The sequence below is a fragment of the Segatella copri genome, from assembly GCF_026015625.1.
In the GTDB taxonomy this organism is placed as follows: Bacteria; Bacteroidota; Bacteroidia; order Bacteroidales; family Bacteroidaceae; genus Prevotella; species Prevotella copri_H.
Genome location: NZ_JAPDVG010000001.1, coordinates 1,108,984 through 1,133,865 on the forward strand (window position 1 = coordinate 1,108,984; position 24,882 = coordinate 1,133,865).

Genomic DNA, 24,882 nt, shown 5'->3' on the forward strand with positions numbered 1-24,882 from the left:
CCTAAAGTGTTAGAGTCGAAATATAAGGAATAGCATCAAAGCGTCCCTGCAGATAAGCCTTCTCCATATCCAGCGTGTCCCGGAAATCCTTGAAATCAAACAGAGAATACAAATCACTGCTTCCATCCTCTCGCTTGTTCACGAAATACACCTGATCCCTTCGCTGGAAATCGGTGTTCAGCAAATGGGTGTTATGAGTGGTGTAGATGAGCTGGGCATGGTCGCTATGATTGAACATACCTATCACAAATTCCACCAGCTGGGTATGGAGACTGTTATCTATCTCATCGACAAGGAGCATCTTTCCTTCATGGATAATACCAATCATCCTCACCATCATTCGGAACAATGTCTTGGTTCCCTCCGACTCTTCCGTCTCGAAATCAAACGCAACGGAAGGGTTGGTACGATGAAACGTCGTGATGGCATTGTTCTGAATCTTGAAGTCAATGATGTCGCTATCTGCCGTTCTCAACACCTCCAGCATCTTCTCCTTTCGTTCCTTGAACAAATTATCCAGAGAATCAATGTTAGCCACCTGATAATCAAGCACGATGTCATTACAGAAGAACAGGAAAATCTTTTGGGCTATTTCCCTGTCCATCTGACTGGCACGAGAAATATAGAGTGTCTTCTTCGATGTATTGTCAGCTACATCGAAAGGACGCTTGATGACAGTCTTAAACTCATAGATGTCTTTCTTCTCTGTTCCTCTGCTTTCATCACGGCTGAATACCAGCGACTTGCGACCATTCGGATAATAGTACAAAGTCTCGGTGATGATTTCATCATGCATAAAGGAGAAGGAATACTCATACTCTACTCCATTCAGCAGGAAACGGATGTAGAAAGAGCTTGGCTTGTTGGCATAATCCTCAAACTTGAAAGGTGAAATGGCAAACCTGGTGTCAACATTATAGTTATGTGATGAACGAACCATGTTCACACAAGCTCTGATGGCTTTAATCACATTGCTTTTACCCGAAGCGTTGGCTCCAAATAAGGCAACGCTCTTCAACATCTGTTCTCCATCCACAGAAAACAGATTACCTTCAAGCACCCTTGCCTTCTTTGTCTGAATCTTGGCAGCCTGCAAGTCCAAAGTCACCTCGTCACGAAACGAGAACATATTGCTTATACGTATCTCTAAAACCATTTTAACCTCGATATTTGTAATTTGATTGCAAATATAAGAAATAAAACTTGTTTTTATATTCATCAGACGTTATTTTTATTATTATTTAGCACAACAAAGAGCTGGATGCCCCTTCAAGCACGCACAGACATCTAAAACTACCACCACCAGAGCACGAAGTTCTGATGGTGGCAATATTATTTTTCTCTATCAATAAACCAATGAATAGTTCACATTGAAATAGGAATCTGAAATCTTCATGGTTGTAATAACCATGGATTTGTCCTGGTTGGTGAAGCAGTACTGCAGGCTGGCTTCATCGGCAGAAACAAGCGTGTAGTACTTCATCAGATAGTCAATGACAAGCCCACGGTTCACACTTCGCTCCGTATCAATGACAGAATAAAGAGAACCGTTAAGACGGGAGAAACTGTAAAGAACGCCTTCACTACCCTGCCCAGTCATAAAGGTCAACTGGATGTTGTCGCCGGAAGTCTCAGCTACCTGGCGGTAACGCTTCATGGATTGAGCCATATAGCTCTTGGCCTCATCCACATTTGCACCCATGATATGGTAAGGCTCTGTCCAAACGTCCAGTTTTGTTTCCGGACTCTCGACCTCCTCCATCGGGTCATCATTGTCGCAAGAGGTGAATACTACTGGTGAAGCCATCATCATCAGAAGGATGGCGATTGAAAGATACTTTTTCATTTTCATGACTTTTCGTTTTTGATGTTATTTAATTTCATTGTATTCATATCCACATGTGGACATGTATCAACGTCTATATGTCTATATGTATCAACGTGTACGTGTATCAATGTATTCATGTGTACATGGCTACACATCCACATTTTCTACATGACTTCCCTAATGGTTTTAGTTCTGATTTTCTTGACCTTACCATATTTCGACTCATACGCTTCAACGCCTTGTTTCATGACGTATTCCATGAACGAGCGGATGGTGAAACCTTCCTTTCGGGCGATGGTCTGAACCTTGTCAACGAGTTCCTTTGAGCAGATAAAGGAGAAATGTCGCCATGGTTCATCATTGGGCGAATCGCTCTCTGTCTGAGGGCTTGGAGCAGGGTTCTGCTTCTCCTGAGAACACCCAGGAGACTTGTCAAATCTGTCCTGCGGATGAATGGCAGCCTTACCGAGAATGTTGCCAAGCAGAATGTCCATATTCTTCTTTGCCATAGTCTTTAATGATTACGTGAGATAATTTCTTCTGTCAATGCCTGATAGTCCTTCGCTCCGTTCGACTGAGGGTCGTATTCAAAGATGCTCTGACCGCTGCCTGCCGATTCTGCCAGGGCGATGTTTTCACGGATGCGAGTCTGCATGGTAATAGTCTCATAACGGGACTTCACGGCTTGCTCAACCACCTTGTTCAACTTGCGATGGTTGAATCTGGCAATAAAGACTCCTCCCAGTCTGAGGTTCGGCTTCACTCGCTGCAACGTCGAGACAAAGGAATCGAGCATTCTCATTCCTTTCAGAGGAAGAAGCTCTGGAGTCATCGGAACGATGATTTCATCAGCTGCGAGGAAAGCGTTTGTGGTGACGATTCCCAAAGATGGAGGACAGTCTATGAGAATGTAGTCATAGTTCTGCTTCACGGGTTCGAGCAGTCGGCTCAGCAGTTGTTCTCTTGCCAGGAGATTGGTGAGGGCAATCTCTGCGCTTGCCATTTCGAGAGAGGAAGGAACGAGGTCGAGGTTCTCCCTGATGTGCTTCACTGGCAGGGGTGCGCCATCAACCAGAGAGTCAAAGATGCTTGCCTGCACCTCATCTTCATTCGGGATAAAATACAGGGTAAGATTTGCCTGACCGTCAAGGTCTATGAGTAGGACTTTCTTGCCCATACGTGCCATGCAAGCCCCGATGGAGGCTGTAGAGGTGGTCTTCGAAACACCACCTTTATGATTGGCGAATGTAATGATTTTCAATGACATAATATAAAATCTTTTGTATATATGTATTAACGTATTCATGTGTACATGGCTCCACGTGTACGTGGCTACATGTATTAACGTGTACAAAGGTACGGGTATCTGGCGAGAGTTCCTTCACGCTTCCCCTAACAACCCAAAGTGTCAGGGGAAACGTCAGGATTACCATTCTGTATAATAACTCTGGTCGTTGGATTCACATTCCTCTGCCCATTCCTCATCTGTGAAGTCGCTATGCAGACAGTCTTTGCTGCAATAATAGGCTACTCCCATGTCTGCGCAATAACCCTCATGCATCAGCTTGCCACATTCCGAGCATCGTCTGCAAGCCCTGTCGGTGTTCCACCAATAGTCCACGAAAGACTCTGCCACCACGTCCTCGCTTGTGTTTTCATCCCACTTGTCAAGATAGAATGAAGCAAACTGGTTCAATTCCTGCTCACTGAAGAGTTCCTTGTCTGTGCCGCTCACCGCCTGGGTAAGTCGGCTGAGAATTGATTTCATTGTTGTCATAATGCCATCTGATTTTATCTCCCTTTCGTAGATCAACTACTTCGGGGATGGTTAAAAATTATGTTGCATTCAGAAGGTGTTATGGCTATCTATACAAGGTTTTGTCTGCAAAATACTACCCGATAGGTGTGGAGATTTTTCAGCAAAGCAGCGCCCTGACCTTGTAAAGATAAGACAGAACCGTTACCTTCGCAACAGAATTCTTACCGATTCCCAGAAGTCGATGAATGAAATCCTCCTATAACAGGACAATCTTTTCAGCAAGGAAAAGTATAGGCATAAAAAAAGCGACCCGAAGGCCGCTCTTAATAAATACACAGATCTTATATTTTACTTATGTTCAATCGTCAGCACTACATACTCCGACTGAGTGCCTATGCGGAATTTTCCACCCCAGATTCCCATGCCAGAACTGATGTAGTATCGGGTATTGCCCTTTTGAAGTGAGCCATAGGCTTTCTCGTATAATGCATCGGTAACCCAGGAGACAGGCCAAACCTGTCCGTGATGGGTGTGACCACTAAACTGGAAGTCAATGCCGTCATGTTCAGCTTCTTCCAAATGATAAGGCTGGTGGTCGAGAAGAACGAGAAACTCATTCGAATATTTTCCATGATGCAAGTCAGAAATGAAGCCCTTCTTTCTTGCCTCTTCCATAATCATCGCTAGGGATTTGCGCTGCATATTCGTGCGGTCGTCCCTGCCGATGATGCACAGATTGCCTATCTTTGCCACGCTATCCTGCAGCAACGTAATGCCTGCTTCACGATAAAATCGCCTTGCCTTTGGTTGGTTGCTGTAATACTCATGGTTGCCAAGACAAGCATAGACAGGGGCTTTCAGTCGATGAAACTCTTCAGCTACGTTCTCTTCCATCAAAGGACGGACGCTGTTGTCTATGATGTCTCCAGCTATCAATATGAGGTCGGGCTGCTCAGCATTGATCATGTCCACCCATTTCTTGAAGTCAGAACGGCGGTTGTGATAACCAAGATGAAGATCGCTAAGGAGCACTATCTTAGTACGCTTCTTATCTGAGCAGATAGCCTTATTGGTCTTGATATCAATCTGTTCTCTCACCTTATTATTATAGTGTATGTTGCCATAGCCGAAAAGCAGCAGCATGACGGCAAAAATGCCGATGGATGTATGACCATTGTCGAAAAGCCATGCTTTTGGCACAATATGAACAAGGCGGCCAACGTCGAGCACGAGAAACAGCATCACCAGATACAACAGGATGAAGATAAAGGAAAAGCCCACTTCATAAACTGCAGTTGCAGCAAAAAGTGGCATTTTCTCTAACGCTCCCGAAAAGGCGATGAATATGGTACTGAACCACATAACTAAAACTCCCACTGCCACCCATTTCATGGCAATGGAAAAAGGCAGTAAATGCCACATTCGCCAAGCGGTATAAAGAACACCGACTATCGGCAATATCAGAAAGATAATCAACCAAATATATTTCATTATTACTATATTGCTAAGCCGCATCACGGCTCTATCCTTATATTTTACGTATATTTATGTAAAGTGCAAAAATACTCTTTTATTTGGAAATAACCATGTTTATCTCAAAGAATATCTGGTTTTTGCACATTGTTTAACCTTTCTTCTGAGCGAAAGGTACTATAAAGCGAAAAACCTTTGGTTTTATCAGTTCATTTTTTATAATTTTGCATCGTTTTAATAGGGTATTAAAATGAAGCAGAATGATTAAAATAACATAGAAGTATTAGCACAAAAAAGCGACCCGAAGGCCGCTCTTTTATGAGGAGAGAAGGATTTACTTATCCTTCTGGGGCTTGCCCTGCTGAGAATCAGGAGCGTTCTCCTTCTCTACAGCTTCGTAGAACTTGGTGGCTACGAGAATCACTCGGTTGTGCTTGACTCCCTCGGCATCCTGCCATTCCTCTGGCTTGAAGTAGCCCTCTACTGTGAGGAGTGCTCCCTTGACCAGGCGGTCGAATGAAGAGGTGTTCTCGTTCTTGCGCCAAGCCTCTACATTCATGAAGGCGGAAATGCGAGAGTTTTCATCGCCATTCTTCTCATTGCGGCTGATGGCCAGTGAGAAGCGAGCTACACTTGCGGTTGTAAACTGATGGATGCTTGCATCCTTACCTACGAAACCAGTTACTGCGAAAGAATTTTCCATCTTTTTCATAATTCAATATTTTTAGAAGTGAAACATTTATTTTTTACGGTGCTATCAGAGTTGGCAAGGGAAGCATAGGAAGCAAGGAATTATCGAATTATTTCACCCTTGGGCAGGAAAAGTTTTTTGGATGAGCAGCAGACGGAAAAGTTTTTGAAAAAATTCAGAGAATAAGGCACCTGGTACTTGCAGAAATGTGGCTTGCACTAACTTTGCAGCGGAAAAAGTAAGTGTGGATGCTTCGTCCAAAAATATGAATGAAAAGGATGAGTAGAAAATATCTGCAGTTGGTTGGGTAAAGGAAAGCAACCTCCTCCTCAATGTTGTTCAAGCAAACTGGTTGCGCAAGATGGCTTATAAGTTCAAGAGATTGGCAGGAAAACTCAAACTTCATCATGAACATGAATAAGGTTAAGCCAAGGACAGAACAATCAGGCCTATGACTGCCAAGGGTAAGCATCAGCATGTAGAGGGAAGCTGATCAGAGAAGCATGATGCCTGACACAAGAGGCAAGTTCAACCAAATCTCCTGGCAACAAGCGAAGTTGAAGAGAAGAACGTCGAAATTTCAGCAAGGAGAAGAAGGTAAAGCCTTGAACCAGCTAAAGAGCAGCTGCCAAGGCAAAGCTTACGGCGCATACAGCATACAAGTTTAAGGTTTAAGTTTACCCATGTATTATACATGTACTTTCAAACTCAAATAGTAAACCTCTACCGATTTCTAACCACTCAAACCAGATAGTTTACAAGTTTAAGAAAACCATATATGTATATATGCCGAAATAAACTTGTTTATTAACATATAGTTAAGGATTTTGGGAGAATCTATTTTTCCTTGCTGAAATGCAAGAATAGTTATACAAAATGGAGAGGGAAACTCATCCATATTAGGATGGAATTTGAAAAAACATACCGATAAGCCGTGGAAATCTATCGTATTTCAATAGATTTCCACGACTTATCGACACATTATCTTTAGATTTTCGATTTTACCAAATCGCATTTTACATGCTTATACAACATATTCTCATTCTCTACCATAATATCATAAGAAGGAATATTGGGAGATTCAAATGCCCCATAAGCATCTACAACTAAGACAATGCCTTCCTTCAACGTATCATCCCATTGAAATGTGACTAAGTCACCAACCTTGAATAGCTCATGAGGGAACGTATTTCCATTCTTTTCCTTGATTGCCATATTCTCTGAATTTCAAATTACTTCCTAAAATTACCATTATTTTACCTTCTGCATCAGCATCTCAACCAATTCTGTAGAGAGGCATTCTATCTGAAACTGAATATCTTCATTCATAAATCTATTTTATCTATCACGACATTGCTACCATGACATAATTTTAGCAACCTATTCGTCCTCCATTCTTTTGGCACAATATGGCAATATCCTCCACCGCATCCTCTATAGAAAGAGTATGCTCAGCTGCATAGCAATCAATAAGGAAGTCTATTCCTTCAAATCTACGCAAATAGGCGTACGAATCTGCCAATGAAAGCTTAAAACGATTCGCAAAAGCACCAACGCAGCAGTTCACGTATTCAATTATATTATGAGTCAAATCCATATTCTCCGCTTATAAAATTTTTAATTACAAATATAATGAAATATTTCGAAATCACCAACTTTTTCCGGCACTTTCTTTTATAAAAAGAAAAAATGTCACACCAGAATACCGATAAGTGTCTGAATCGTAGCCATTTTACATTGAACTTGATTAAACATTGACACATATTCTACTATTTAATGAAAGTTCAATCGTTTAACGAATAACAAGTCACCCTATGGCTTTATGGAAATGCAGATCCAAAGAGATGAAGTAAGATCCATATCGACATTAAAATCGAAATTATTAAACAACGAGGTATGTTTAACACTATAGCTTCCTCCAGTTTGAACTATCCAAATTTTTCTACAAGTTGCCCATTTTGGCAATTCTCTAAAGTCATAATTTAAAGAATCACAAGCAAATACAAAATTAAGCATTTCAACCACGTGGTTGAAATGCTCGCCTATATTTATCCTTTTTTAACTAGCAACCTAACTCTTTTTATCTGCAAGGTTTATTTACATTTATTATAGTACAACACCAGAACATAATCATAACGATTACATAAGAGACTTAGCCACAAGCATACTAACGTGTGTTAAACACGCAATACTCTTGCAAGTATTCGACATTAACAAACACATTTTTCGAAGAAAAAGCTTATCTTTGCATCTGTATTAATAAGAAAATGACATTGTTATGATACTTAGAGCTACATTGAAAATATATATTCCATCAAGGGTGAGACTCAAATCAGCTTTGTGGCTGGTAAGAGCAATGCCCATCCGTCTCACGTTTCCCGTGCAGAGAAGCGTGATGACATTTCTGTTCTGAAGGCTGGTATCGTTTATGGAGCCAATGCTTCCGGAAAGAGTAACGTTATCAAGGCCATTGCACTGCTCCAGCAGATTGCCAATGGAAGCTTTCCGCAAAGCAAGGTGGAACCTTTCAAGCTTGCTGATACCGAAGAGAAAAACTCTAAGGTAGAAATCGAGTTCAAGACCAAGGGTAAGTGCTTTGCCTATGGCATGGAGTTCACCGTCGGAGGAATCAAGGAGGAATGGCTGTTTGAAATCAACAGCCGTACCGACAAGGAAGTTTTCACAAGAAAGGTTACTGCAGATGGCAACGAGTTCACGTTTGGCAAGGTGGATGGAAATGAAGAAACATCCATGCTTCTGAAGTTCATCGCCCACAGTACACCTTCTGATTCCAGCTTCCTTTCAGAGTATGTACGCAGAAACGGCAAGGGACTTGAAACCATACGCATGGCCAAGAACTGGTTTGCAGACGGATTGAAGATCATCTTCCCAAGCACACGCCTGCAGGGAATTTCTTTCCTTACTGAAAACAATGACGAGCTGCAGGAAACGACTCGCTCGCTTCTTGCCTACTTCAACACGGGCATTTCAGACGTGCGCCTGTACAAAATCAAGAAAGAGGATGTGAACTTATCTTCCGATTTACTTGACAACATACTCAGCAAGGCAAAGAACGGCAAGGCGTACAGCATGGCTGCCACAGTTGGAGGCGAAATGCTTCTTTTCGAGGTAAATGCCAACGGAGGATATGAGATTTACAAGCAGAAGGCTGTTCACCGGAATCTTACTTCCGGCACCGAGGTTGTTTTTGATCTGAGCGAAGAATCAGATGGCTGCATCCGATTGCTCGACTTCATCCCAATGCTCATCGATTTGAAGCAAAATGAAGTTGATTATCTCATCGATGAGATTGACCGCAGTATGCACCCTATGCTCTCGCAGAAAATCTTAGAGTGCTATTTCTCAGGACTGGAGTCAGGAAGAGACACTCAGTTCATCTTCTCCACCCATGAATGTAACCTGCTCAACCTCGACCTTATCAGAGCTGACGAAGTATGGTTTGTCGAGAAGGGAAAGGATGGAGCATCTCATCTTACATCCTTGGCAGAATTCAAGCCTCGTGAAGATGTCCGCAAGGGATATCTATTAGGACGCTACGGAGCCATTCCGTTGCTTCCTAAGGATGCCATGAAGTGGTAAATACAGACTGCTATAGATTACAAAGAAATCCGCAATCTGGTTATACCCAAATTACGGATTCGTTTATCCTTTCTTAATGATTCCAACGTATTTTGTCGTCTGATTTATTAGTCAGTTGGATTGAATTGTGAGAACCATTTCACCTGGTCTTCATACGACATATTGAAGTAGCGTTTCTCCTTGTTCAACTGGTGGATGCGCTCCATCTCGTGGTTGGAAAGGGCGAAGTCGAAGGTCTCGATGTTTTCTTGGATATAGTCAGGATTCGAGGCACCAGGGATGACCGAGAAGCCCATCTGCATGTGCCACCGAATGATGATCTGTGCGGGACTCTTGCCATGAGCCTTGGCAATCTCGCAGATGACGGGGTCGCGCAACAGTTCACCCTTTGATTCACGTCCGCCCAGTGGGAACCAGCACTCTATCTGGATGTTGTGCTTGGCAGCCATCTTCTGCCAGTGCTCGCGCTGAGCATAGGGATGACATTCAATCTGTACAATCTGCGGCACGATACGGCAGTTCTCGACGATGGAGTTCCAGATGCTGTCGTTCACGTCGAAATTCGAAATGCCGATGGCACGAACCTTTCCGCTTTCTAGCGCCTTTTCCATTTCTTTCCAGCCTCCAACGAAGTCGCCAACAGGCTGATGGAAATACACGAGGTCAATATAGTCAACACCCAAGCGTCCGCACATGCGGTCGATGGCCTTCAGTGTCTTACCCTCACCGTACTCATTAGGCCACAGCTTGCTTGTAATCCAAATCTCGGAGCGGTCAATGCCGCTGTCCTTCACAGCGCGTCCCAAACTACGTTCGTTCTGATAGGCATGTGCCGTGTCGATATGGCGGTAGCCGCACTTCAACGCTGTCATCACAGAATTGTAGGTCTCGTCACCGTCGGGAATGCTATACACTCCGAGTCCGAATTGTGGCATCTGTATTCCATTGTTCAACGTCAGATACGTCTGCTTCACTTGTCCGTTCATAACCATTGCTGTCATCAATGCGATTAAACTAAATATTAGCTTTTTCATTGTTGTCTTTGTTCTTTATCCTAATTGATATTCACCCATGCGGATAGCAGCGATGACACCACCGTCGATGAGCAGGTCGGTACCTGTAATAAACTTGGCATGCTCTCCCAGCAGGAAGGCTGCTGCCTCGGCAATCTCGTCGCTGGTGCCTGTGCGCTGGGCGGCAGAGGCATCAATCATGCGCTGATAGCCCTCACCATTGGCATTGAACTCATCGTAAGCCAGCGGGGTAACGATGACACCAGGGCTGATGGTGTTGATACGGGCACGACGTTTCTTCCAACTTGTAGCTGCGGCGCGTTGTGCCTGCAGATGGTTCATGCGCTTGGCAATCATGTAGGCAAAGCCTGAGTTCTGCATGGCCACCTCCTGAACGAACTTCACGTCCTTCAGCTGAGCGGTCGGAGTGTTCACCAGTTGCAGTTCAATGTCGTTGGGGATGGGGTACATATAGGCTGCCTGACTCGAAATGATTAGTCCTGCACCACCCTCGGCCATTACCTCTCCGAAGGCATCTACGGCATAGCCAGTGCCCAGCATATCGAGGTTAACGATGTGTTCAGGATTGGCCTGATTGGGCGATGCACCTGCTGTATCAATGAAGTACATCACGGGGCCCAGTTCTGCTGCCTTCCTTGCTAATGCCTCCACGCTTTCCTTCTGCAAAGCATTTACCTGCAAAGTCTCTACATCATAGCCACAGCGGCGGAAATCGTCACCGACACGTTCCAATGCCTTCTCGCTGATGTCGCCCAACAGAATCTTCTTACCGGCACCAATACGGCGCACAATGGCTGTTCCCATACTACCGGCACCCAATAGTGCCACTACCTGTTTCTGTTCGTTTCTGTCGAAAATCATAATTTGTTCTCCTTTTATTCTTTTAATCGTGAATCTTTGTCGTTAATATCCTAAACCATTCAACCACTTCTCGACCTTTTTCTTTTCCGTACGCACTTCGTGGCCATAGATGCTGAATCCCTTTGTAACATCTGCACCAGGGAATGCATCCTTCACATCCTCTACACAGTTGGCCAATCCAGAACCTTCATGAGTGGTAAAAGGAATGACGGTCTTGCCCTTCAGGTCATTAACATGCTTCTTGAAGAAGGTAAACATTACTTGAGGATAAGTGCCCCACCATACGGGGCCACCGATAAACACAGTGTCGTATTTATTTAGGTCGATGTCGCCTTCATATTCAGGCAACTCACCGTTTTTAACTTCTTCCTTTGCCAGATTGATGAGTGGTGTATAAGCCATGCCGTCGTACTTGTGGGTAACGATTTCAAACTGCTCTGCACCTGTCACTTCTGTGATGTAGTCTGCCACAATCTTCGTGTTACCTACCTCAATGTTTCCTACTGCGTAGTTGTCTCCCGCATGCGAGAAGAACACTACAATTGCCTTTCCGTCTTTTGCCATAACTGTTTTCCCGTTTGTCGTTGTTTGTTCATTCGCAGCAATCTCTTTCTTGCTGTTTCCACCGCATGCAGTGGAAACCAGCATACACAGAGCTGATGCAAGTATCAGTTTCAATGATTTACCCATATTATCGTTTTTAAATTTCACGGTACAAAGTTACGACGTTTTTCAGGTACTTTACTTTCATAAATTGCGTCACAATTTTCACTTTTTGCACAAATTGTTCGTTTATTTATAAAATAAAGTGTATTTTTGCAGAAAATAGCAAGATATGAGTACAGATTTTCAATATTCTACAGACTTCTACGGGATGAATTCCCGTGAGTTGAGCCACACCTGCATGCACCTGCTTTGCTTGGCAGGTGAGGCAAGTTTTGTGTTCAACGAGCATTGCTACCACATTATCAAAAACGACATGGTGGTGATACCGATGCCTGACCGTATCAGCAATCTGGCGGCACATGATGACTTGCAGGTAGAATGGTTTGCTGCTGATTATAAGTTTCTTCAGAACCTGCTGCCGTCGAACAACTACAGCATCGGTGGCAGTATCTCGCTGAACCAAGACCCCGTTATCAAACTGACAAATGAACAAGCACGACATCTGCTTGATGACTTCCATCGTCTTCGTGACCGCAAGGACGACAGCCATGTACAGTTCTATCGCGAACTGATGGGCAGTCTCTGCCTGACGATGATGTACGACATATTCGAAGCCCATGCCCAACAAGAATCCACAGTTCCCCATACCGACCGCACAGCTTATATCGTTAAACAGCTGATGACACTACTTTCTACCGGCATTAGCCGAACGGAACGTAATGTGAACTACTATGCAGAGCGACTAAACGTATCGCCAAAGTATCTCTCCGCCACCATCAAACGCGTGACAGGACACAGTGTCACCTCATACATCGACCGACACACCATACCTATATTGAAAGACTATCTGAATGATGAACGCCTGTCCCTCACCCAAATAGCCGACCTGATGAACTTCACGTCACTCTCTTACTTCAGCCGCTACTGCACCAAGCATCTTGGCCAGTCCCCCAGCGAATACCGGCAGAGTCTTCAACCGAAATAATACGAGATCTTATTTGTTTGCTGTTTATTTAGCACATATGTTATCGTATTGTCCTTGCCTAGTGGCAGCAAGGTGAATGTTAATGGAGCTAAAGGTAAAGTATCCGCAACTTCTTCTGATGACTTACCATAACTGACAGTGAAGGAAATATACGTATGGAGGAAGTTCTTAACATCCAACAAAATGCTGATAATTCTGAAGTTTGGCATTTGTTGCCTTTCGAAGATTATAGAGAAGTTGTCTTGGCTACATTCTTTAGTGACGGTGAGAGTATCTTTAAAGATGTGACAGATAATTATAAGAAGACTTATCCTCACATTAAAAAGGTCGAGCTACAAGCCATTTGCGCAATAGAGGAATTGGAGCCGGACAAATAATTGATAGAAGTAAGGATTACATTTATATCTGAATAAATTGCAACATGAAGATACATGAAGTGGTGCGATTAAAATTATCGAAAAAAGCAACTGTGGAATAATCTTTTTAAAGATTTCACATTAAAGCAGGGACAGGCTTTGTTGGCAAATTCATTATGACCATGAATCGTGGCTAATGGATATTCCTCCTTCAGCTGCTCAATGAGGGCATGAATTAAAGGGCAAAATCGGCTATTCATGGGCTAAAAAGGGGTTTATGTAATCAGGAAACTCTAATTTTTCCGTTTTTCATCGCTGAAAACAGGTATTGGGAGAATGCATAAAAAGCGAGCGCTATGATTTAAAAAGTAAATATATATTCCATTCGTAACCCAACATACAGACTTCACTTTACACACGAAATATACATACTAAATAGCTATATGACAATAGATTACCCATTTCCATCTCAGCATTGTTGTTATGTAGTTTCTAGCTTTCCGAACTATTGATACGTCAATAATTTGTTAATTACTAGCAAAGATAATAAAAAGCAGGCAAACCAAAGAATTTTATCACGTTATTTAACGGAAAATGCAAAATATGGAGGTTAGGAAGATGTTTTACCCCCTCTCCAAAGGATGAAAAATGCCCCTCCTCAGACATAAATCTGTCTCAGACTTGACGTATTTTTGACAAATTCGAGGGGTAAATAAGGGGTAGAATGAGGTAAAGAGAGGAGAAAAAGCAATGCAAGAACTCATTTCCGGCACTAGAGAATGTAGATTATACTTATACATAAAAACATTAATAGCAACTTTAATATACTGGTATAAATGTGTAATAAACAACTAATTACGATACGTTACCTTATTTACTGCAAGTCTTTAAAACAGAAATATTCTATCCGGTCATTAAGGTCAAGGTCATTAAGGTCATTAAGGTTTCGGGGGAAAAACATTTTCCTATAGTATATATAAATAATATTTATATATACTATAGCTCAAAATGACCGATTCCCATTTTCTTAATGACCTTAATGACCTTGACCTTAATGACCGCTTTTTCACGTTTCTTCAGCTACCTTCAATGCGTATTTTCCTGTTTTGCTATGTTTCTGCAATAAAGTTCTGACAAAAAACGATAGAAAGTATTATCTATCAGACACTTACGTCATTTTCAGTATAGAAAGTTAGGGTGAAAGCTTGCATTCTGTCCGAATATGTTGTATCTTTGCACCGGCAATCGAAAGAACAGCCTTTTGTGCCTTGCTCGGGTCTTCTATTAAGACCAACACGGGTTATAAATGATGGCAGACGCCGGTCATCAATGAAGACCCCGAAAACGGCAGAAACGGGGCGTTCTGGGGAGTTGCAAAACAAAGGACTCTAAACATACTACAAACGACTATGATTAATTACAGCATCGTAATGCGTAGCGTGAACGCAAATCTTCTGGAAATCAACCAGGCTAAGTCACGCATCAACCAGGCAAAGAAGGAGGGTAAGACCCCTGACCCAAAGGACCTGGAACTCGTGAAGACCGAGAAGCAGAACGCTTTTGCCATCTCACAGTACACTGACATCATGACCATCGAGAAATTTGCCAAGCACATCACTTCTCATGGAAGTGTTTATTCGAGAGCTGACATCAGCGCCATCCTCTACATCGCCGTAGACTGCATGCGTGAGATGTTGCTTGAGGGCAAGAAGATTCGTCTGGGCGATCTTGGTGATTTCTCTCTCCTTCTCACTTCGAAGGGTGCTGAGGATGCTGACAAGTTCACCGCACAGAACATCACCGGTGTGAAGGTTCAGTGGGAGCCAGGTCAGGAGTTCAAGAACCTTCGCGATGATGCCGAGTTCAACCTCGTAGCCAGCCGCAGCGCTCAGGCAGCCGTTATCAAGGCGATTAAGGAGGGTAAGACCAACGTTGACCTCAACGCCCCAACCACTCCGAATAATACGCCAGGCGGTTCTACCCCAGGTGGTTCAAACACCGGTCAGACCGGCAGCGACGGCCAAGGCTCTGAATCTGGCGGCGGTACTACCGGCAAGGACGATACTGGCGACGGCCTTGAATAGCCCAAGGATAGACTGGCTAGGGTGCTAGCCCCTAGCCCAGACTGTCCGCCCACAAAAAATTCAACATTCAACATTCAACATTCAAAAAAAAATGAAAACTTGGAAAACAATTCTGCAGATAGCCATCAGCATTCTGACCGCTATCGCTACTACGCTCGGAGTAACGAGCTGCATGGGATAAAGAACATGGAGTCTACCTTATTATAATAAGGAGACTCAACCATAAAAATAGACCGCTCACCTCTGAGTAAAAATCATGAGGAGAGCGGCCGTTTTCGTTCTACCGAGAATTCCGGTCATGAAGGGTCAAAGTCATTAAGGGTCATTTTCATTTTCAATCCCCCCAAAGGGTCCGGTCATTAAGGTCACGGTCATTTTCGGTCATTAAGGATTTTTTGGGGGGCAAAATGCGAATACACTGGTAACTAACAGAATGCCATTCGACACGTATAACTTAAGTGCCAAATTACGAATTTCCAAGGGTGTCATGAAGGGGCAGTGTCTTTTTATGAGCTTAAGCCAATAGCGTCCGCAGTACGGACGCTATTGCTTCTCTATATAATGTAGAGCCTCAACTAAAGCATTAAATTAATACATTTCTTTGAATCAAAAGACTCAGATTCTCCATGATTCACATACCCAAGCTGATTCGAAACACATTGAGTATTTCCTATTATCCTGTCTATGTTACGATGAGAATGACCATAAATCCAATAGTCTATTCGGCTATAAGCAATGAAGTTCCCCAGCTCTGCTGTGAAAGCACCGTTTATCGGACTTCCCTTAAAATCCGGAGACACCAGTTGAAATGATGGAACATGATGCGTTGCCACAACAATATGCTCTGCCTGGCTTTCACTAACAGCCTTTTCTATGAAAGCGCGGCACTTAGCATGCTCTTGATTAAACCGTTCACTGTTTATCACAACGCCACAATCCTTAATACGGTAGAAATCATTTACTCTGCGCTCGGTTGAAAAAGCATCCTGCGGCTCTATATATCCCCATAGTGTAGAAACGATGAGGTCTGTATCATCCGAAAGATGTATTACAGCATTATAATAGCATCTGATATTGTGCCGAATTTGCATACACCATCCATCATAGAGTTGCCCCAAGTCATAACCCAAATAAAACTCATGATTACCTGGTATTACTATTACTTCCTTGAAATTCTCTGAAGCCCAATCCCAGAATGGATGCTTGACAAAGCCTTCATCACCTAAATAGCCAGTATCTCCAGCCAACACCAGGATGTCAGCAACAGGCTGAAGAGGATGAGTCTCCAAATACAGGGTATTCTCCATGAATTCCAGATGCAAATCTGAAGCATATTGTATCTTAACCATAACTACAACATTGATTTCTTAAGTTGTTCTATAATCTGCAGGCTTGTAACATTGCCAAGACCTGCAGACTTGATGAAATCGGCATTTGGCAAATCCTGCATGATAGCATCACAAAAGTCACTAACATCTGTTTTTAATATGTCGGGCAGTTCATATCTACTTGCTGGAGTAAGCATTGCTGCAAGACGAAAGACATCTTTCTTATGCTTTGCAATATGCTTGCTATCAACACTTTCACCTTTAGCTTTTCTTTGACTTAAATCCAAGAAAGCCTTGCTTTTCAAACAGATAAGACTCTCGATATTGGCGATATGCACGCCATCTTCCTGCAAGCTATGTTCTATCGTGAAACGATAATAGTCTTCATCCATGAGTATTGCCGATAAACTTGAAAGGTCTTCATCCACTGGAATCGGTGTGATACGAGCCTCCTCTGGGAAATTCATCAAGCCAAGACTACGTGAGAAGAGTTCAACCTGATATGGGAAAGCAGAATTAGCAGGCTTCATGAAGCGGAAATATTCATGTTTGGGCTCAACATTCTCATTAACACCCTTGTTTCGCTGCTCATAATTGCCTTTTTTTACAAACTCCCAGAATTTAGCAACAAACTCAGCCGACAAAGCTTCAACCACTAAGATAATGTCAATATCCTTAGTAGCACGAGGTACCTGAGCATACAAATCCTCATGAATTTCGCATGCCGTGCCACCTATTATAACATAATTGTCCTCAAAACCTTTGAAGAACTCCTTGAAAGTATCTATTCCTCTTACCATGACATTTCATTTATTAATCGTTCTAACTCTATTTGTATTCGCTCATCTTCATTGTCTTTCAATGACAGATAAAGCGAAAGCTTATCAACCACTCCTTCAGTACTTAACATTTTTGGGTTATACTTCCATACTTGAATTTCATTTTCTCCGAACTGCTTGTCGGTTACGATGGCCAGAGTTTTCAGCTCTTTCTTTGTAACAGTCCAACACTGCCATGATTCTTCATTAAGCATCGTGTAGAAAGCCAGCGCATTCACCCCACTTATCTGTTGTCCTTCAAGTACTGCATCCGTATAATAAAGCTGCTCAATCGGAGAAACCAACATTGGCAATGCTTTATTCCAAAGTTCCCTATTGCTTATATCAATTTGCACCGTCTTGGTCTTTGTTCCTTCCAACTTAATCAGATCTTTGGAGACAAGCCAGCGCAATGATTTGTTTGCGGTCGCATAAGAAACGCCAAACTTATCGCTCAGTCCATAACCAGTTGTCCCAACAATGGATTCAATCTGCAAATGATAAAGCAACAAACATTGGGCAAAGGGAGGAATGGTTTCTTTCAAATCCAAGCCAACCTTCCTGTCTGGCTTGATGTCAAGCAAAAGAGATGGCAGGAACATTTGCCTGTTGGGGATAACAAAGTTAACTTTTTGTGCCACCAATCTTACCTTATTATAAGATGAAATGGATGGAGTGATTAATACGACGACGAGCTGTGTCTGTCGACCTATAATATCCAATTGTTTCTTCAACTGGGCAGGTGGCACAGAGTCACCATCCTTTAGGTAAGCCATCAAAATGTGCTGCCCCCAAATACATCCTTTATAAAAAGAGAACCTGGAAGAAACATTCATAGGGATTCCTTCCAGCAAATCTTTATCTGCTGGTTCCAAAGCTACTTTTTCGCCCAACATGTTGCCGAAATATGCAGCAGTTTCAGCTATATAATATTTAATATTGCACATAATAACACCACTAATATTACGTGCAAATATAATGATTATATTCTGAATATCAAAACTTTCTATAGAATAAATAAGATTTTTTAAGATAATTATAGGGGAGTTTACTCATCACGAGCAAACTCCCCTTGGTGTATATGTGTACATATATTCATGAATCCGGTCATTAAGGATTTCTGATTATCAAAATATCCCTCTATCTTATAAAATAAGGTTAAATCAAGTTCGCCCTGCCAACAAAATCCATCCATAAAATCACTTTTCTGAATATTTTTTGTATTTTTGCAGAAATAAAATGCGCCAACATGGGGTTTGAGCATGGCTTACCCTCCTAGATTACAGGCGCATCATTATCAAATGATTAGAGCATGAAGAAGATATTATTCCTACACGGATTCTTCGCTACGGGCAGTTGTCCGATGGCGAGAGCCTTGAAAGAGGCGTTTGAAGGGACGGCGGTGGTGCTGACTCCCGACCTCCCTTTGCACCCCAAGGAGGCACTGAAGGAGATTCGCTCCATCATCGACCGGGAACAGCCCGACTTGCTTCTGGGCAACAGCTGCGGCTCTTTCCTCGCCCAGATGCTGGCTCCTGTGGTGGGCATCCCTGCCTTGCTCGGCAATCCGTATTTCATGATGACGGAGTTTCTGAAGGAGCGCATCGGCGAGCATGAATACAAGGCTCCGAGAAGGGACGGCAATCAGCGGCTTGTGATTGACGAGGCTCTGATAGAGGAGTTTGCGGAGCTGGAAGCCGTGCAGTTTGACCATTGCAACCCCTATTATAAGGATCGTGTGTGGGGTCTTTTTGGTGAGCAGGACGCCCTGGCTCACTTCTCCCCTCTCTTCCTGAAGCATTACAACCAAGCCTTCCATTTCCCAGGCGGTCATACGCCTACAGAGCAGGAGGTGAAGACCTGGTACGCTCCCCTTGCCCAGAAAATGCTGATGGAGTTTTCTGCAAAGGAAGAAAGATATTTCCAGCACTTTAAGGGCGGTAAATACAAGTTCATCCATTCTGCCTTCGACTCCGAGACTCAGGAGCGCATGGTGGTTTATCAGGCTCTCTATGGAGACAAAGCCTATTGGGTAAGACCGGAAGATATGTTCTTCGGGAAAGTTACGAGGGACGGCAGAACTTTTAATCGTTTCACGGAAATAGACAGATAATTATGGAGACATTTAATAATGTAATAAACAGTGGCCAGCTTGTTCTGGTCGATTTCTTTGCTACATGGTGCCAACCTTGCAAGGCGATGCACCCCATTCTGCAGCAGGTGAAGAGTGTATTGGACGACCGCATCCGAATCATCAAGGTGGATGTAGATAAGTACGGCGTAACAGCAAGCCAATACCGCATCCAATCCGTGCCTACGCTGATGCTTTTCAGAAACGGAGAAGTATTGTGGCGCACAAGCGGTGTGGTAGATAAAGCCGAACTTCTGGCTACGCTTGATCCATTCTTGACATAACAGATGAAAAGAATAAAGGAGTAACAACAAGAAAATGAGCATGAATACATTACATAGTTACCTCGCCTACTATCTCCTTGCTATCAATGCAGTTGCATTCATCGTGTACGGCATTGATAAGTACAAGGCAAAGAAAGCCAAATGGCGCATTCCGGAAGTAACGCTTTTATTGCTGGCTGTCATTGGAGGAAGCATCGGGGCATGGATGGGAATGAAAGTCTGGCACCATAAGACGATGCACAAGAAATTCAAATACGGCATTCCTGCCATTCTGCTGATACAGATTGCGCTGATGGCGTATTTGCACATGAATCTTTGGAAACAAATAGTTTGAAGAAAATTATGGCAATGACAATTGATACAACAAACCTCTGTTCGCATCTTCAAAAAAAGTTGTTTGAACCTGAGGGAGTATATTATCCTATCTGGCAAGCCATGCAGAACGATGAGGAGTTGACTGCCGCGGTTCGCTCACGACAGCTTCATATTTATCGTAATGGTAAAAAGATTCTCATTCTCGCTGGCAAGGCTCAGCCGAAGATTATCAGAGAGGACAAACTGAACGAATTGATTAAGAAAATAATATAAATGATTAAGAAAGAAGAAGTTATATCTTTTGTATGGCAGCATATTCTGCTGCTCGTTTCGCTCTATGTAATGACTTTCGGAGTCGCAGCATGTGTGCGAAGTCAGTTAGGTTCAAGCGTTATTTCCACCATCCCTTACGTGATGGCTTCGGCAGGTAAGATGCTTGATTACATCCCAGGATGGACTATCGGCGGCTACACCATCATGATGAATGCGATCTTCGTGGTGCTGCAGATTCTGATTCTGAGAAGAAACTTCGAGTGGGTACAACTCTTCCAGCTCGCTATCGGCTTTATCTTCGGAATGTTCATAGACCTCAATATGGTGCTTACACAGTGGATGGTTTCAGGAAATATCCTGGTCAATGCCCTTGTGCAGATTGCCGGTTGCACCATTCTCGGTTTCGGAATTGCCATGGAGGTGAAGTGCGGCTCAGTAACCATGCCTGGCGAGGGCATTTCCATCGCCATTCACAAGGTTACCGGCTGGCCTTTCCCTAACGCCAAGATTCGGGTGGACATCACGCTCGTGGTCTTGGCCGTCTTGTTCTGTTTCCTGCTTCTCGGTACATGGAAATGGGAGATCGTGGGCATCGGAACGCTCTTCGCCATGGTCTATGTAGGTGTTACAGTTCGCCTATTCAACAAACATCTTGCATGGTTCGACCGCCTGCTCCACTATCGTCCAGGTTGCCGCAGATATGTTTACGGTCTTGCCCGATACATAAGAAAACAGATGTAAGTTTTTCTAAATATGAATAAAAATGGAAACAGAAAGAATTTTAGCTTGTGGGTGGTGACAAGGATATGGTTAAAGTGTTTAAGTACAAAGGATAAAAATAAATCTCTGTTCACATCTTCAAAAGAAGTTGTTTGAACCAGATGGAGTACATTATCCTATCTGGCAAGGCTCAGCCGAAGATGCAATTCTGATGTGGGCAATGAGAAAGCTATGGAATAGGAGCACTATTCAGACTCGGAGTATGTAGTCTGATTTCTGCATCAATGTTTAACGGTCTGACTAAGCGACTTGTTAAAATAGTCAAAAATAGAACAGAAAAACAAATAAAAGTTCGTTTTCTATTCCAATTTTTACTATTTTTGCACCATGATAATGGATTTAGAACATATAGGTAACATACCCGTCAGTACTTCAGCTATAGCTTCATTGTTTACAAATATTGAAGCAGGGAATCAGAAAGTACGCAGTCTTGAGGCGGCTCATAAAATTATCCGACTCAAGAAGGGGCTTTATGTGGTAGCCCCAAATGTGTCTCGTGTTGCTCTATCCACAGAACTGATAGCCAATCATCTTTATGCCCCTTCGTATGTGTCAATGCAGACAGCATTACGTTATTATGGATTAATACCAGAAGCTGTTTACACTACTCAGTCTATGACACTAAAGCACTCCCGTAGTTTTGATACTCCTGTCGGGCGTTTTGAGTATAAGAACATGTCAAGAGAAGCCTTTTCTATAGGGATCACAAGCATCAACATGCAGAGTTACGCCTTTCTGATGGCAACACCAGAAAAAGCGCTCTGTGACTTAATCGCAAATTCTCCGAAGGTTAATTTACGTTACCAGAAGGAGGTAGAGAACTATCTGGAGGAGGACATCCGAATGGAAATAGATGATTTCAGAAATATGGACATAAGTATATTTGAACGATATGCTCAGGTTGGAAAAAAGTCTAAATCCATAGAAACTCTAATTAAATATTTAAGGAAATGAACACAAACGAGATATTCAATCAAATGCTTTCGAGCTATGACATAACGACCGAGCTGCAAAAGCGCAATGCTATATTTGAGGTCAACCAGCAGATTATTCTTTCTGGTCTTTACAATGGTGGCTTTTTCAACGAGGCAGCTTTCTATGGTGGAACATGTCTGCGTATATTCCATGGATTGCATCGTTTCTCTGAGGATATGGATTTTTCCCTGCTTGCTCCGAATGAAAACTTTGATTTTACACATTATTTTCAGCCCATCATTGACCAATTCGCTATGGTGGGTAGAGAGGTTGAAATCAGAAAGAAGGACAAAAAGAACTTTGGAAAAGTGGAGTCTGCCTTTCTGAAAGACAACACAGATGTATATGACATTACATTCCAAACTGAGAAATCTGTCAAGATCAAGATTGAAGTTGATACTCAACCTCCTTTGAAATTTCAAACAGAACAGAAGTTGCTTCTGCTCCCCCAATCTTTCATGACACGATGTTTCACTTTGCCAGCCCTCTTTGCAGGAAAGATGCATGCACTGGTGTATCGTGCCTGGAAGAACAGAGTTAAGGGACGTGATTGGTATGACTTCGAATGGTATGTTCGCCACAATGTTCCTCTTGACTTTACTCACTTGTGCGAAAGAGCCTTGCAGTTCAATCACGAAGAGCTTGACAAGGAGACGTTCCTTCAAAAACTGAATGAAAGACTTGCCATGGCAGACATGAATCAAATAAAGGCAGATGTGTTGCCTTTTGTCAGGAATCCCAAAGAGTTAGATATTTGGTCGAATGACTATTTTATGGAACTTGCAAAAATGATCAGATTTGAATGAAAGAAACATTTAGAAAACATCCGGGCAGATCATTTCACCGGAAACCCAACATCAGGAAAGGTCATGGTGAAATGCGGTTTCTCCGACACCGGAATGCTGAACAGATGCAGCCAGCTTGTGGGTGGTGACAAGGATATGGTTAAAGTGTTTAAGTACAAAGGATAAAAATAAATGAACATGAATTTTCCAGAAATATATTCAGCAACAGGCATGATGGAACTGATTCAGCAGATCGGCTTCCTCCCTCTCCTTGATAGTGGCATTGAAGGATTCTCTGCCGAAGACATCGTGGCGGAAGACTGCGGTTACGTAAGACTTCCTGAAGGCGGTTGGGACTGGCCGCTATGGAAATGGAAGGGCGAGATTGTGCAGGAAATGCCGTGTATGTACGGAAAGTTCTTTAACAAGAAAGCAGGATTCATCAGCCAGGAATGGTGGCCGGACTTCTGCAATTACAGAAGAAGCAAATGCCCCCATCCAGATGAAGAATCGATAGAAGGAGCCATTCTCAGCACGCTTCAATCTACCGGTAGTCTCATCACAAGAGAACTTCGGGCAGCCTGCGGTTTCACCGGCAAGGGAATGAGAAGCAAGTTTGACGGTTATCTCACCCGACTGGAAATGGCGACTTACATCGTGACCGAGGATTTCATCTACCCTCGTGACAAGCACAATCATGAATATGGCTGGGGATGGTCGCTGCTCAACACTCCCGAAGATCTCTATGGCAGGGAGGCTTGCCAATGCAACCGTACTCCCCAGGAATCTTACCAGAAGATTTTCAAACATCTGAAAGAAATCCTGCCTGACGCTTCGGATAAACAGATTATTAAATTAATAGGATAAAAATGAGAAAGGAATCAAGAGCAATGGATAGTGGGTGGGCATTGGAAGTAATGCACAAGGCTCCGTATATAACTGTCAGTTTCATTGACGAAGACGGCAAGCCTTATGGTTTACCCCTGTCACTCGCATCAGATGATGATGTGAACTGGTATTTTCATGGTGCCTTGGAAGGCAAGAAGTTGGAGGCAATCAAGGCTCATCCTGAGGTTTGCCTTTCAGCCGTAACCCGTTGTACGCCTACGGTTGGTCCGAAAGACGGCAGTTTCACCCTGCAATTCAAATCAGCCATTGCATTCGGCAAGGCAGAAATCGTGACCGAGGATGCTGAGAAGATTCATGGTCTCCGACTAATCAGTGAACGTTTCCTTCCTCAACACATGGATGCTTTCGACGAGAGCATCGCCCGTTCCCTTTCACGCACGGCTGTAGTTCGCATCACACTTACTGAGCCACCAACCGGCAAGCGCAAGCAGTATGATAAGGAAGGCGTGGAGATGAAATATGGAAGAATGGAATAAACGAACTTTTAAAACATTTTGATTATGGTAAAGATAAAGTTAAGCAATGGCGTGGAAATGCCGCAACTGGGTTATGGTGTTTATCAGGTGGAACCTGATCCAACCCTACCCTCACCCAGATAGGCGAGAAATACGGCAAGACTGCTGCACAGGTAGCCTTGCACTGGCTGTTGCAGAGCGATGTAATCATCATCCCGAAGACTGTTCATAAGGAACGAATGCAAGAGAATCTGAACATTTGCATAAAAATCATTAGGATGGAGAATTATGGAAGAAAAATTATCGACTATATATTTGGTAAACGGTCAAACAGCTCTGCAGTATCTTATGAACGTGAGCAAAAAATACAGGCAAATAGCGACCGAAGCGATATTCGAGTGTTTGAGACTGGGATATCCCCTCAACGACATGGAAATATCAGGCAAAGCTCGCGAGCTGCTGAGGAAGAGGAATGTAATTGGTTAAAATGAT

General features: G+C 43.1%; 30 protein-coding genes. 15 read left to right on the plus strand and 15 right to left on the minus strand.

What is annotated here, in order from left to right:
* Position 1: 1 nt before the first annotated feature.
* From ONT19_RS04980 to ONT19_RS05020, 9 genes are all read right to left on the minus strand, one after another.
* Positions 2 to 1,129 carry an AAA family ATPase gene (locus ONT19_RS04980; RefSeq protein ID WP_264953025.1) on the minus strand — a complete coding sequence of 376 codons (1,128 nt, stop codon included), beginning with the start codon at positions 1,127 to 1,129 and terminating at the stop codon, positions 2 to 4.
* 216 nt (positions 1,130 to 1,345) lie between these two features.
* Complete coding sequence (locus tag ONT19_RS04985) at positions 1,346 to 1,852, minus strand: hypothetical protein (protein WP_264953024.1); 507 nt, start codon at positions 1,850 to 1,852, stop codon at positions 1,346 to 1,348.
* Between the two features lie 140 nt (positions 1,853 to 1,992).
* A complete protein-coding gene (locus ONT19_RS04990) occupies positions 1,993 to 2,337 on the minus strand; it encodes a hypothetical protein (protein WP_264953023.1) in 345 nt (114 codons plus the stop codon).
* Positions 2,338 to 2,342: 5 nt separating this feature from the next.
* Positions 2,343 to 3,095 (minus strand): ParA family protein, encoded by a 753-nt coding sequence (locus ONT19_RS04995; protein WP_264953022.1) that lies wholly within the window; start codon positions 3,093 to 3,095, stop codon positions 2,343 to 2,345.
* A gap of 159 nt (positions 3,096 to 3,254) precedes the next feature.
* Positions 3,255 to 3,605 (minus strand): hypothetical protein, encoded by a 351-nt coding sequence (locus ONT19_RS05000; protein ID WP_264953021.1) that lies wholly within the window; start codon positions 3,603 to 3,605, stop codon positions 3,255 to 3,257.
* Positions 3,606 to 3,935: 330 nt separating this feature from the next.
* Complete coding sequence (locus ONT19_RS05005) at positions 3,936 to 5,078, minus strand: metallophosphoesterase (RefSeq protein WP_264953020.1); 1,143 nt, start codon at positions 5,076 to 5,078, stop codon at positions 3,936 to 3,938.
* A gap of 316 nt (positions 5,079 to 5,394) precedes the next feature.
* Positions 5,395 to 5,772 (minus strand): single-stranded DNA-binding protein, encoded by a 378-nt coding sequence (locus ONT19_RS05010; RefSeq protein ID WP_264953019.1) that lies wholly within the window; start codon positions 5,770 to 5,772, stop codon positions 5,395 to 5,397.
* A gap of 966 nt (positions 5,773 to 6,738) precedes the next feature.
* Positions 6,739 to 6,966 (minus strand): ABC transporter, encoded by a 228-nt coding sequence (locus ONT19_RS05015; RefSeq protein ID WP_264953018.1) that lies wholly within the window; start codon positions 6,964 to 6,966, stop codon positions 6,739 to 6,741.
* 157 nt (positions 6,967 to 7,123) lie between these two features.
* Positions 7,124 to 7,348 carry a DUF3791 domain-containing protein gene (locus ONT19_RS05020; protein WP_264953017.1) on the minus strand — a complete coding sequence of 75 codons (225 nt, stop codon included), beginning with the start codon at positions 7,346 to 7,348 and terminating at the stop codon, positions 7,124 to 7,126.
* Positions 7,349 to 8,091: 743 nt separating this feature from the next.
* On the opposite strand from ONT19_RS05020, the gene ONT19_RS05025 reads away from it, so the two are divergent.
* Positions 8,092 to 9,351, plus strand: coding sequence for an AAA family ATPase (locus tag ONT19_RS05025; protein ID WP_264953016.1), 1,260 nt, complete (start codon positions 8,092 to 8,094; stop codon positions 9,349 to 9,351).
* Positions 9,352 to 9,458: 107 nt separating this feature from the next.
* On the opposite strand, the gene ONT19_RS05030 is transcribed toward ONT19_RS05025, so the two are convergent.
* From ONT19_RS05030 to ONT19_RS05040, 3 genes are read right to left on the minus strand one after another with little or no spacing between them, the layout of a single operon-like run.
* The gene (locus ONT19_RS05030) at positions 9,459 to 10,385 is read right to left on the minus strand and encodes an aldo/keto reductase (protein ID WP_264953015.1); all 927 of its coding nucleotides are present in this window, start codon (positions 10,383 to 10,385) and stop codon (positions 9,459 to 9,461) included.
* Positions 10,386 to 10,400: 15 nt separating this feature from the next.
* Positions 10,401 to 11,246, minus strand: coding sequence for an SDR family oxidoreductase (locus ONT19_RS05035; protein ID WP_153084012.1), 846 nt, complete (start codon positions 11,244 to 11,246; stop codon positions 10,401 to 10,403).
* 42 nt (positions 11,247 to 11,288) lie between these two features.
* The gene (locus ONT19_RS05040; RefSeq protein ID WP_153084011.1) at positions 11,289 to 11,936 is read right to left on the minus strand and encodes a flavodoxin; all 648 of its coding nucleotides are present in this window, start codon (positions 11,934 to 11,936) and stop codon (positions 11,289 to 11,291) included.
* A 145-nt stretch (positions 11,937 to 12,081) separates the two neighbouring features.
* Between ONT19_RS05040 and ONT19_RS05045 the strand changes: the two genes are divergently transcribed.
* The 4 genes from ONT19_RS05045 to ONT19_RS05060 all read left to right on the plus strand — a co-directional run bounded on the left by ONT19_RS05045 (position 12,082) and on the right by ONT19_RS05060 (position 15,518).
* Entirely contained in the window at positions 12,082 to 12,897 is an 816-nt protein-coding gene (locus tag ONT19_RS05045) for a helix-turn-helix domain-containing protein (protein ID WP_228113385.1), read from the plus strand.
* Between the two features lie 155 nt (positions 12,898 to 13,052).
* Entirely contained in the window at positions 13,053 to 13,274 is a 222-nt protein-coding gene (locus tag ONT19_RS05050; protein WP_153084010.1) for a hypothetical protein, read from the plus strand.
* A 1,388-nt stretch (positions 13,275 to 14,662) separates the two neighbouring features.
* On the plus strand, positions 14,663 to 15,337 hold the full coding sequence (locus tag ONT19_RS05055; protein WP_264953014.1) for an HU family DNA-binding protein: 675 nt from the start codon (positions 14,663 to 14,665) through the stop codon (positions 15,335 to 15,337).
* A gap of 91 nt (positions 15,338 to 15,428) precedes the next feature.
* Entirely contained in the window at positions 15,429 to 15,518 is a 90-nt protein-coding gene (locus ONT19_RS05060; protein ID WP_153082247.1) for a smalltalk protein, read from the plus strand.
* A gap of 394 nt (positions 15,519 to 15,912) precedes the next feature.
* Here ONT19_RS05060 and ONT19_RS05065 read toward each other — a convergent pair whose 3' ends face one another.
* From ONT19_RS05065 to ONT19_RS05075, 3 genes are read right to left on the minus strand one after another with little or no spacing between them, the layout of a single operon-like run.
* A complete protein-coding gene (locus ONT19_RS05065) occupies positions 15,913 to 16,686 on the minus strand; it encodes a metallophosphoesterase (RefSeq protein ID WP_153138688.1) in 774 nt (257 codons plus the stop codon).
* A 2-nt stretch (positions 16,687 to 16,688) separates the two neighbouring features.
* Positions 16,689 to 17,465: a hypothetical protein gene (locus tag ONT19_RS05070; protein WP_153081696.1), complete on the minus strand. Its 777-nt coding sequence runs from the start codon at positions 17,463 to 17,465 to the stop codon at positions 16,689 to 16,691.
* Positions 17,459 to 18,430, minus strand: a complete 972-nt coding sequence (locus ONT19_RS05075) for a hypothetical protein (protein ID WP_153138692.1) — start codon at positions 18,428 to 18,430, stop codon at positions 17,459 to 17,461. Before ONT19_RS05075 ends, ONT19_RS05070 begins: the two co-directional genes overlap by 7 nt.
* Positions 18,431 to 18,795: 365 nt before the next feature.
* Here ONT19_RS05075 and ONT19_RS05080 point away from each other — a divergent pair, with 365 nt between their 5' ends.
* The 10 genes from ONT19_RS05080 (at position 18,796) to ONT19_RS05130 (ending at position 24,876) form a co-directional block, all read left to right on the plus strand.
* Positions 18,796 to 19,596 carry a YqiA/YcfP family alpha/beta fold hydrolase gene (locus tag ONT19_RS05080; RefSeq protein WP_264953013.1) on the plus strand — a complete coding sequence of 267 codons (801 nt, stop codon included), beginning with the start codon at positions 18,796 to 18,798 and terminating at the stop codon, positions 19,594 to 19,596.
* A gap of 2 nt (positions 19,597 to 19,598) precedes the next feature.
* Positions 19,599 to 19,898 carry a thioredoxin gene (gene trxA, locus ONT19_RS05085; RefSeq protein WP_264953012.1) on the plus strand — a complete coding sequence of 100 codons (300 nt, stop codon included), beginning with the start codon at positions 19,599 to 19,601 and terminating at the stop codon, positions 19,896 to 19,898.
* Between the two features lie 40 nt (positions 19,899 to 19,938).
* Positions 19,939 to 20,232: a DUF1294 domain-containing protein gene (locus ONT19_RS05090; protein ID WP_264953011.1), complete on the plus strand. Its 294-nt coding sequence runs from the start codon at positions 19,939 to 19,941 to the stop codon at positions 20,230 to 20,232.
* A gap of 14 nt (positions 20,233 to 20,246) precedes the next feature.
* A complete protein-coding gene (locus ONT19_RS05095) occupies positions 20,247 to 20,486 on the plus strand; it encodes a hypothetical protein (protein ID WP_134843386.1) in 240 nt (79 codons plus the stop codon).
* Positions 20,487 to 21,227 (plus strand): YczE/YyaS/YitT family protein, encoded by a 741-nt coding sequence (locus ONT19_RS05100; protein ID WP_264953010.1) that lies wholly within the window; start codon positions 20,487 to 20,489, stop codon positions 21,225 to 21,227. It begins immediately after the preceding gene.
* Between the two features lie 366 nt (positions 21,228 to 21,593).
* Positions 21,594 to 22,220: a type IV toxin-antitoxin system AbiEi family antitoxin domain-containing protein gene (locus ONT19_RS05105; protein WP_264953009.1), complete on the plus strand. Its 627-nt coding sequence runs from the start codon at positions 21,594 to 21,596 to the stop codon at positions 22,218 to 22,220.
* The gene (locus tag ONT19_RS05110; protein ID WP_117728317.1) at positions 22,217 to 23,047 is read left to right on the plus strand and encodes a nucleotidyl transferase AbiEii/AbiGii toxin family protein; all 831 of its coding nucleotides are present in this window, start codon (positions 22,217 to 22,219) and stop codon (positions 23,045 to 23,047) included. The genes ONT19_RS05105 and ONT19_RS05110 overlap by 4 nt, the downstream gene beginning before the upstream one ends.
* Before the next feature lie 177 nt (positions 23,048 to 23,224).
* A complete protein-coding gene (locus ONT19_RS05115; protein ID WP_264953008.1) occupies positions 23,225 to 23,893 on the plus strand; it encodes an AlkZ-related protein in 669 nt (222 codons plus the stop codon).
* Between the two features lie 2 nt (positions 23,894 to 23,895).
* Positions 23,896 to 24,411, plus strand: a complete 516-nt coding sequence (locus ONT19_RS05120; RefSeq protein WP_264953007.1) for a pyridoxamine 5'-phosphate oxidase family protein — start codon at positions 23,896 to 23,898, stop codon at positions 24,409 to 24,411.
* 267 nt (positions 24,412 to 24,678) lie between these two features.
* Complete coding sequence (locus ONT19_RS05130) at positions 24,679 to 24,876, plus strand: hypothetical protein (protein ID WP_118119579.1); 198 nt, start codon at positions 24,679 to 24,681, stop codon at positions 24,874 to 24,876.
* The last annotated feature ends 6 nt before the right edge of the window (positions 24,877 to 24,882 follow it).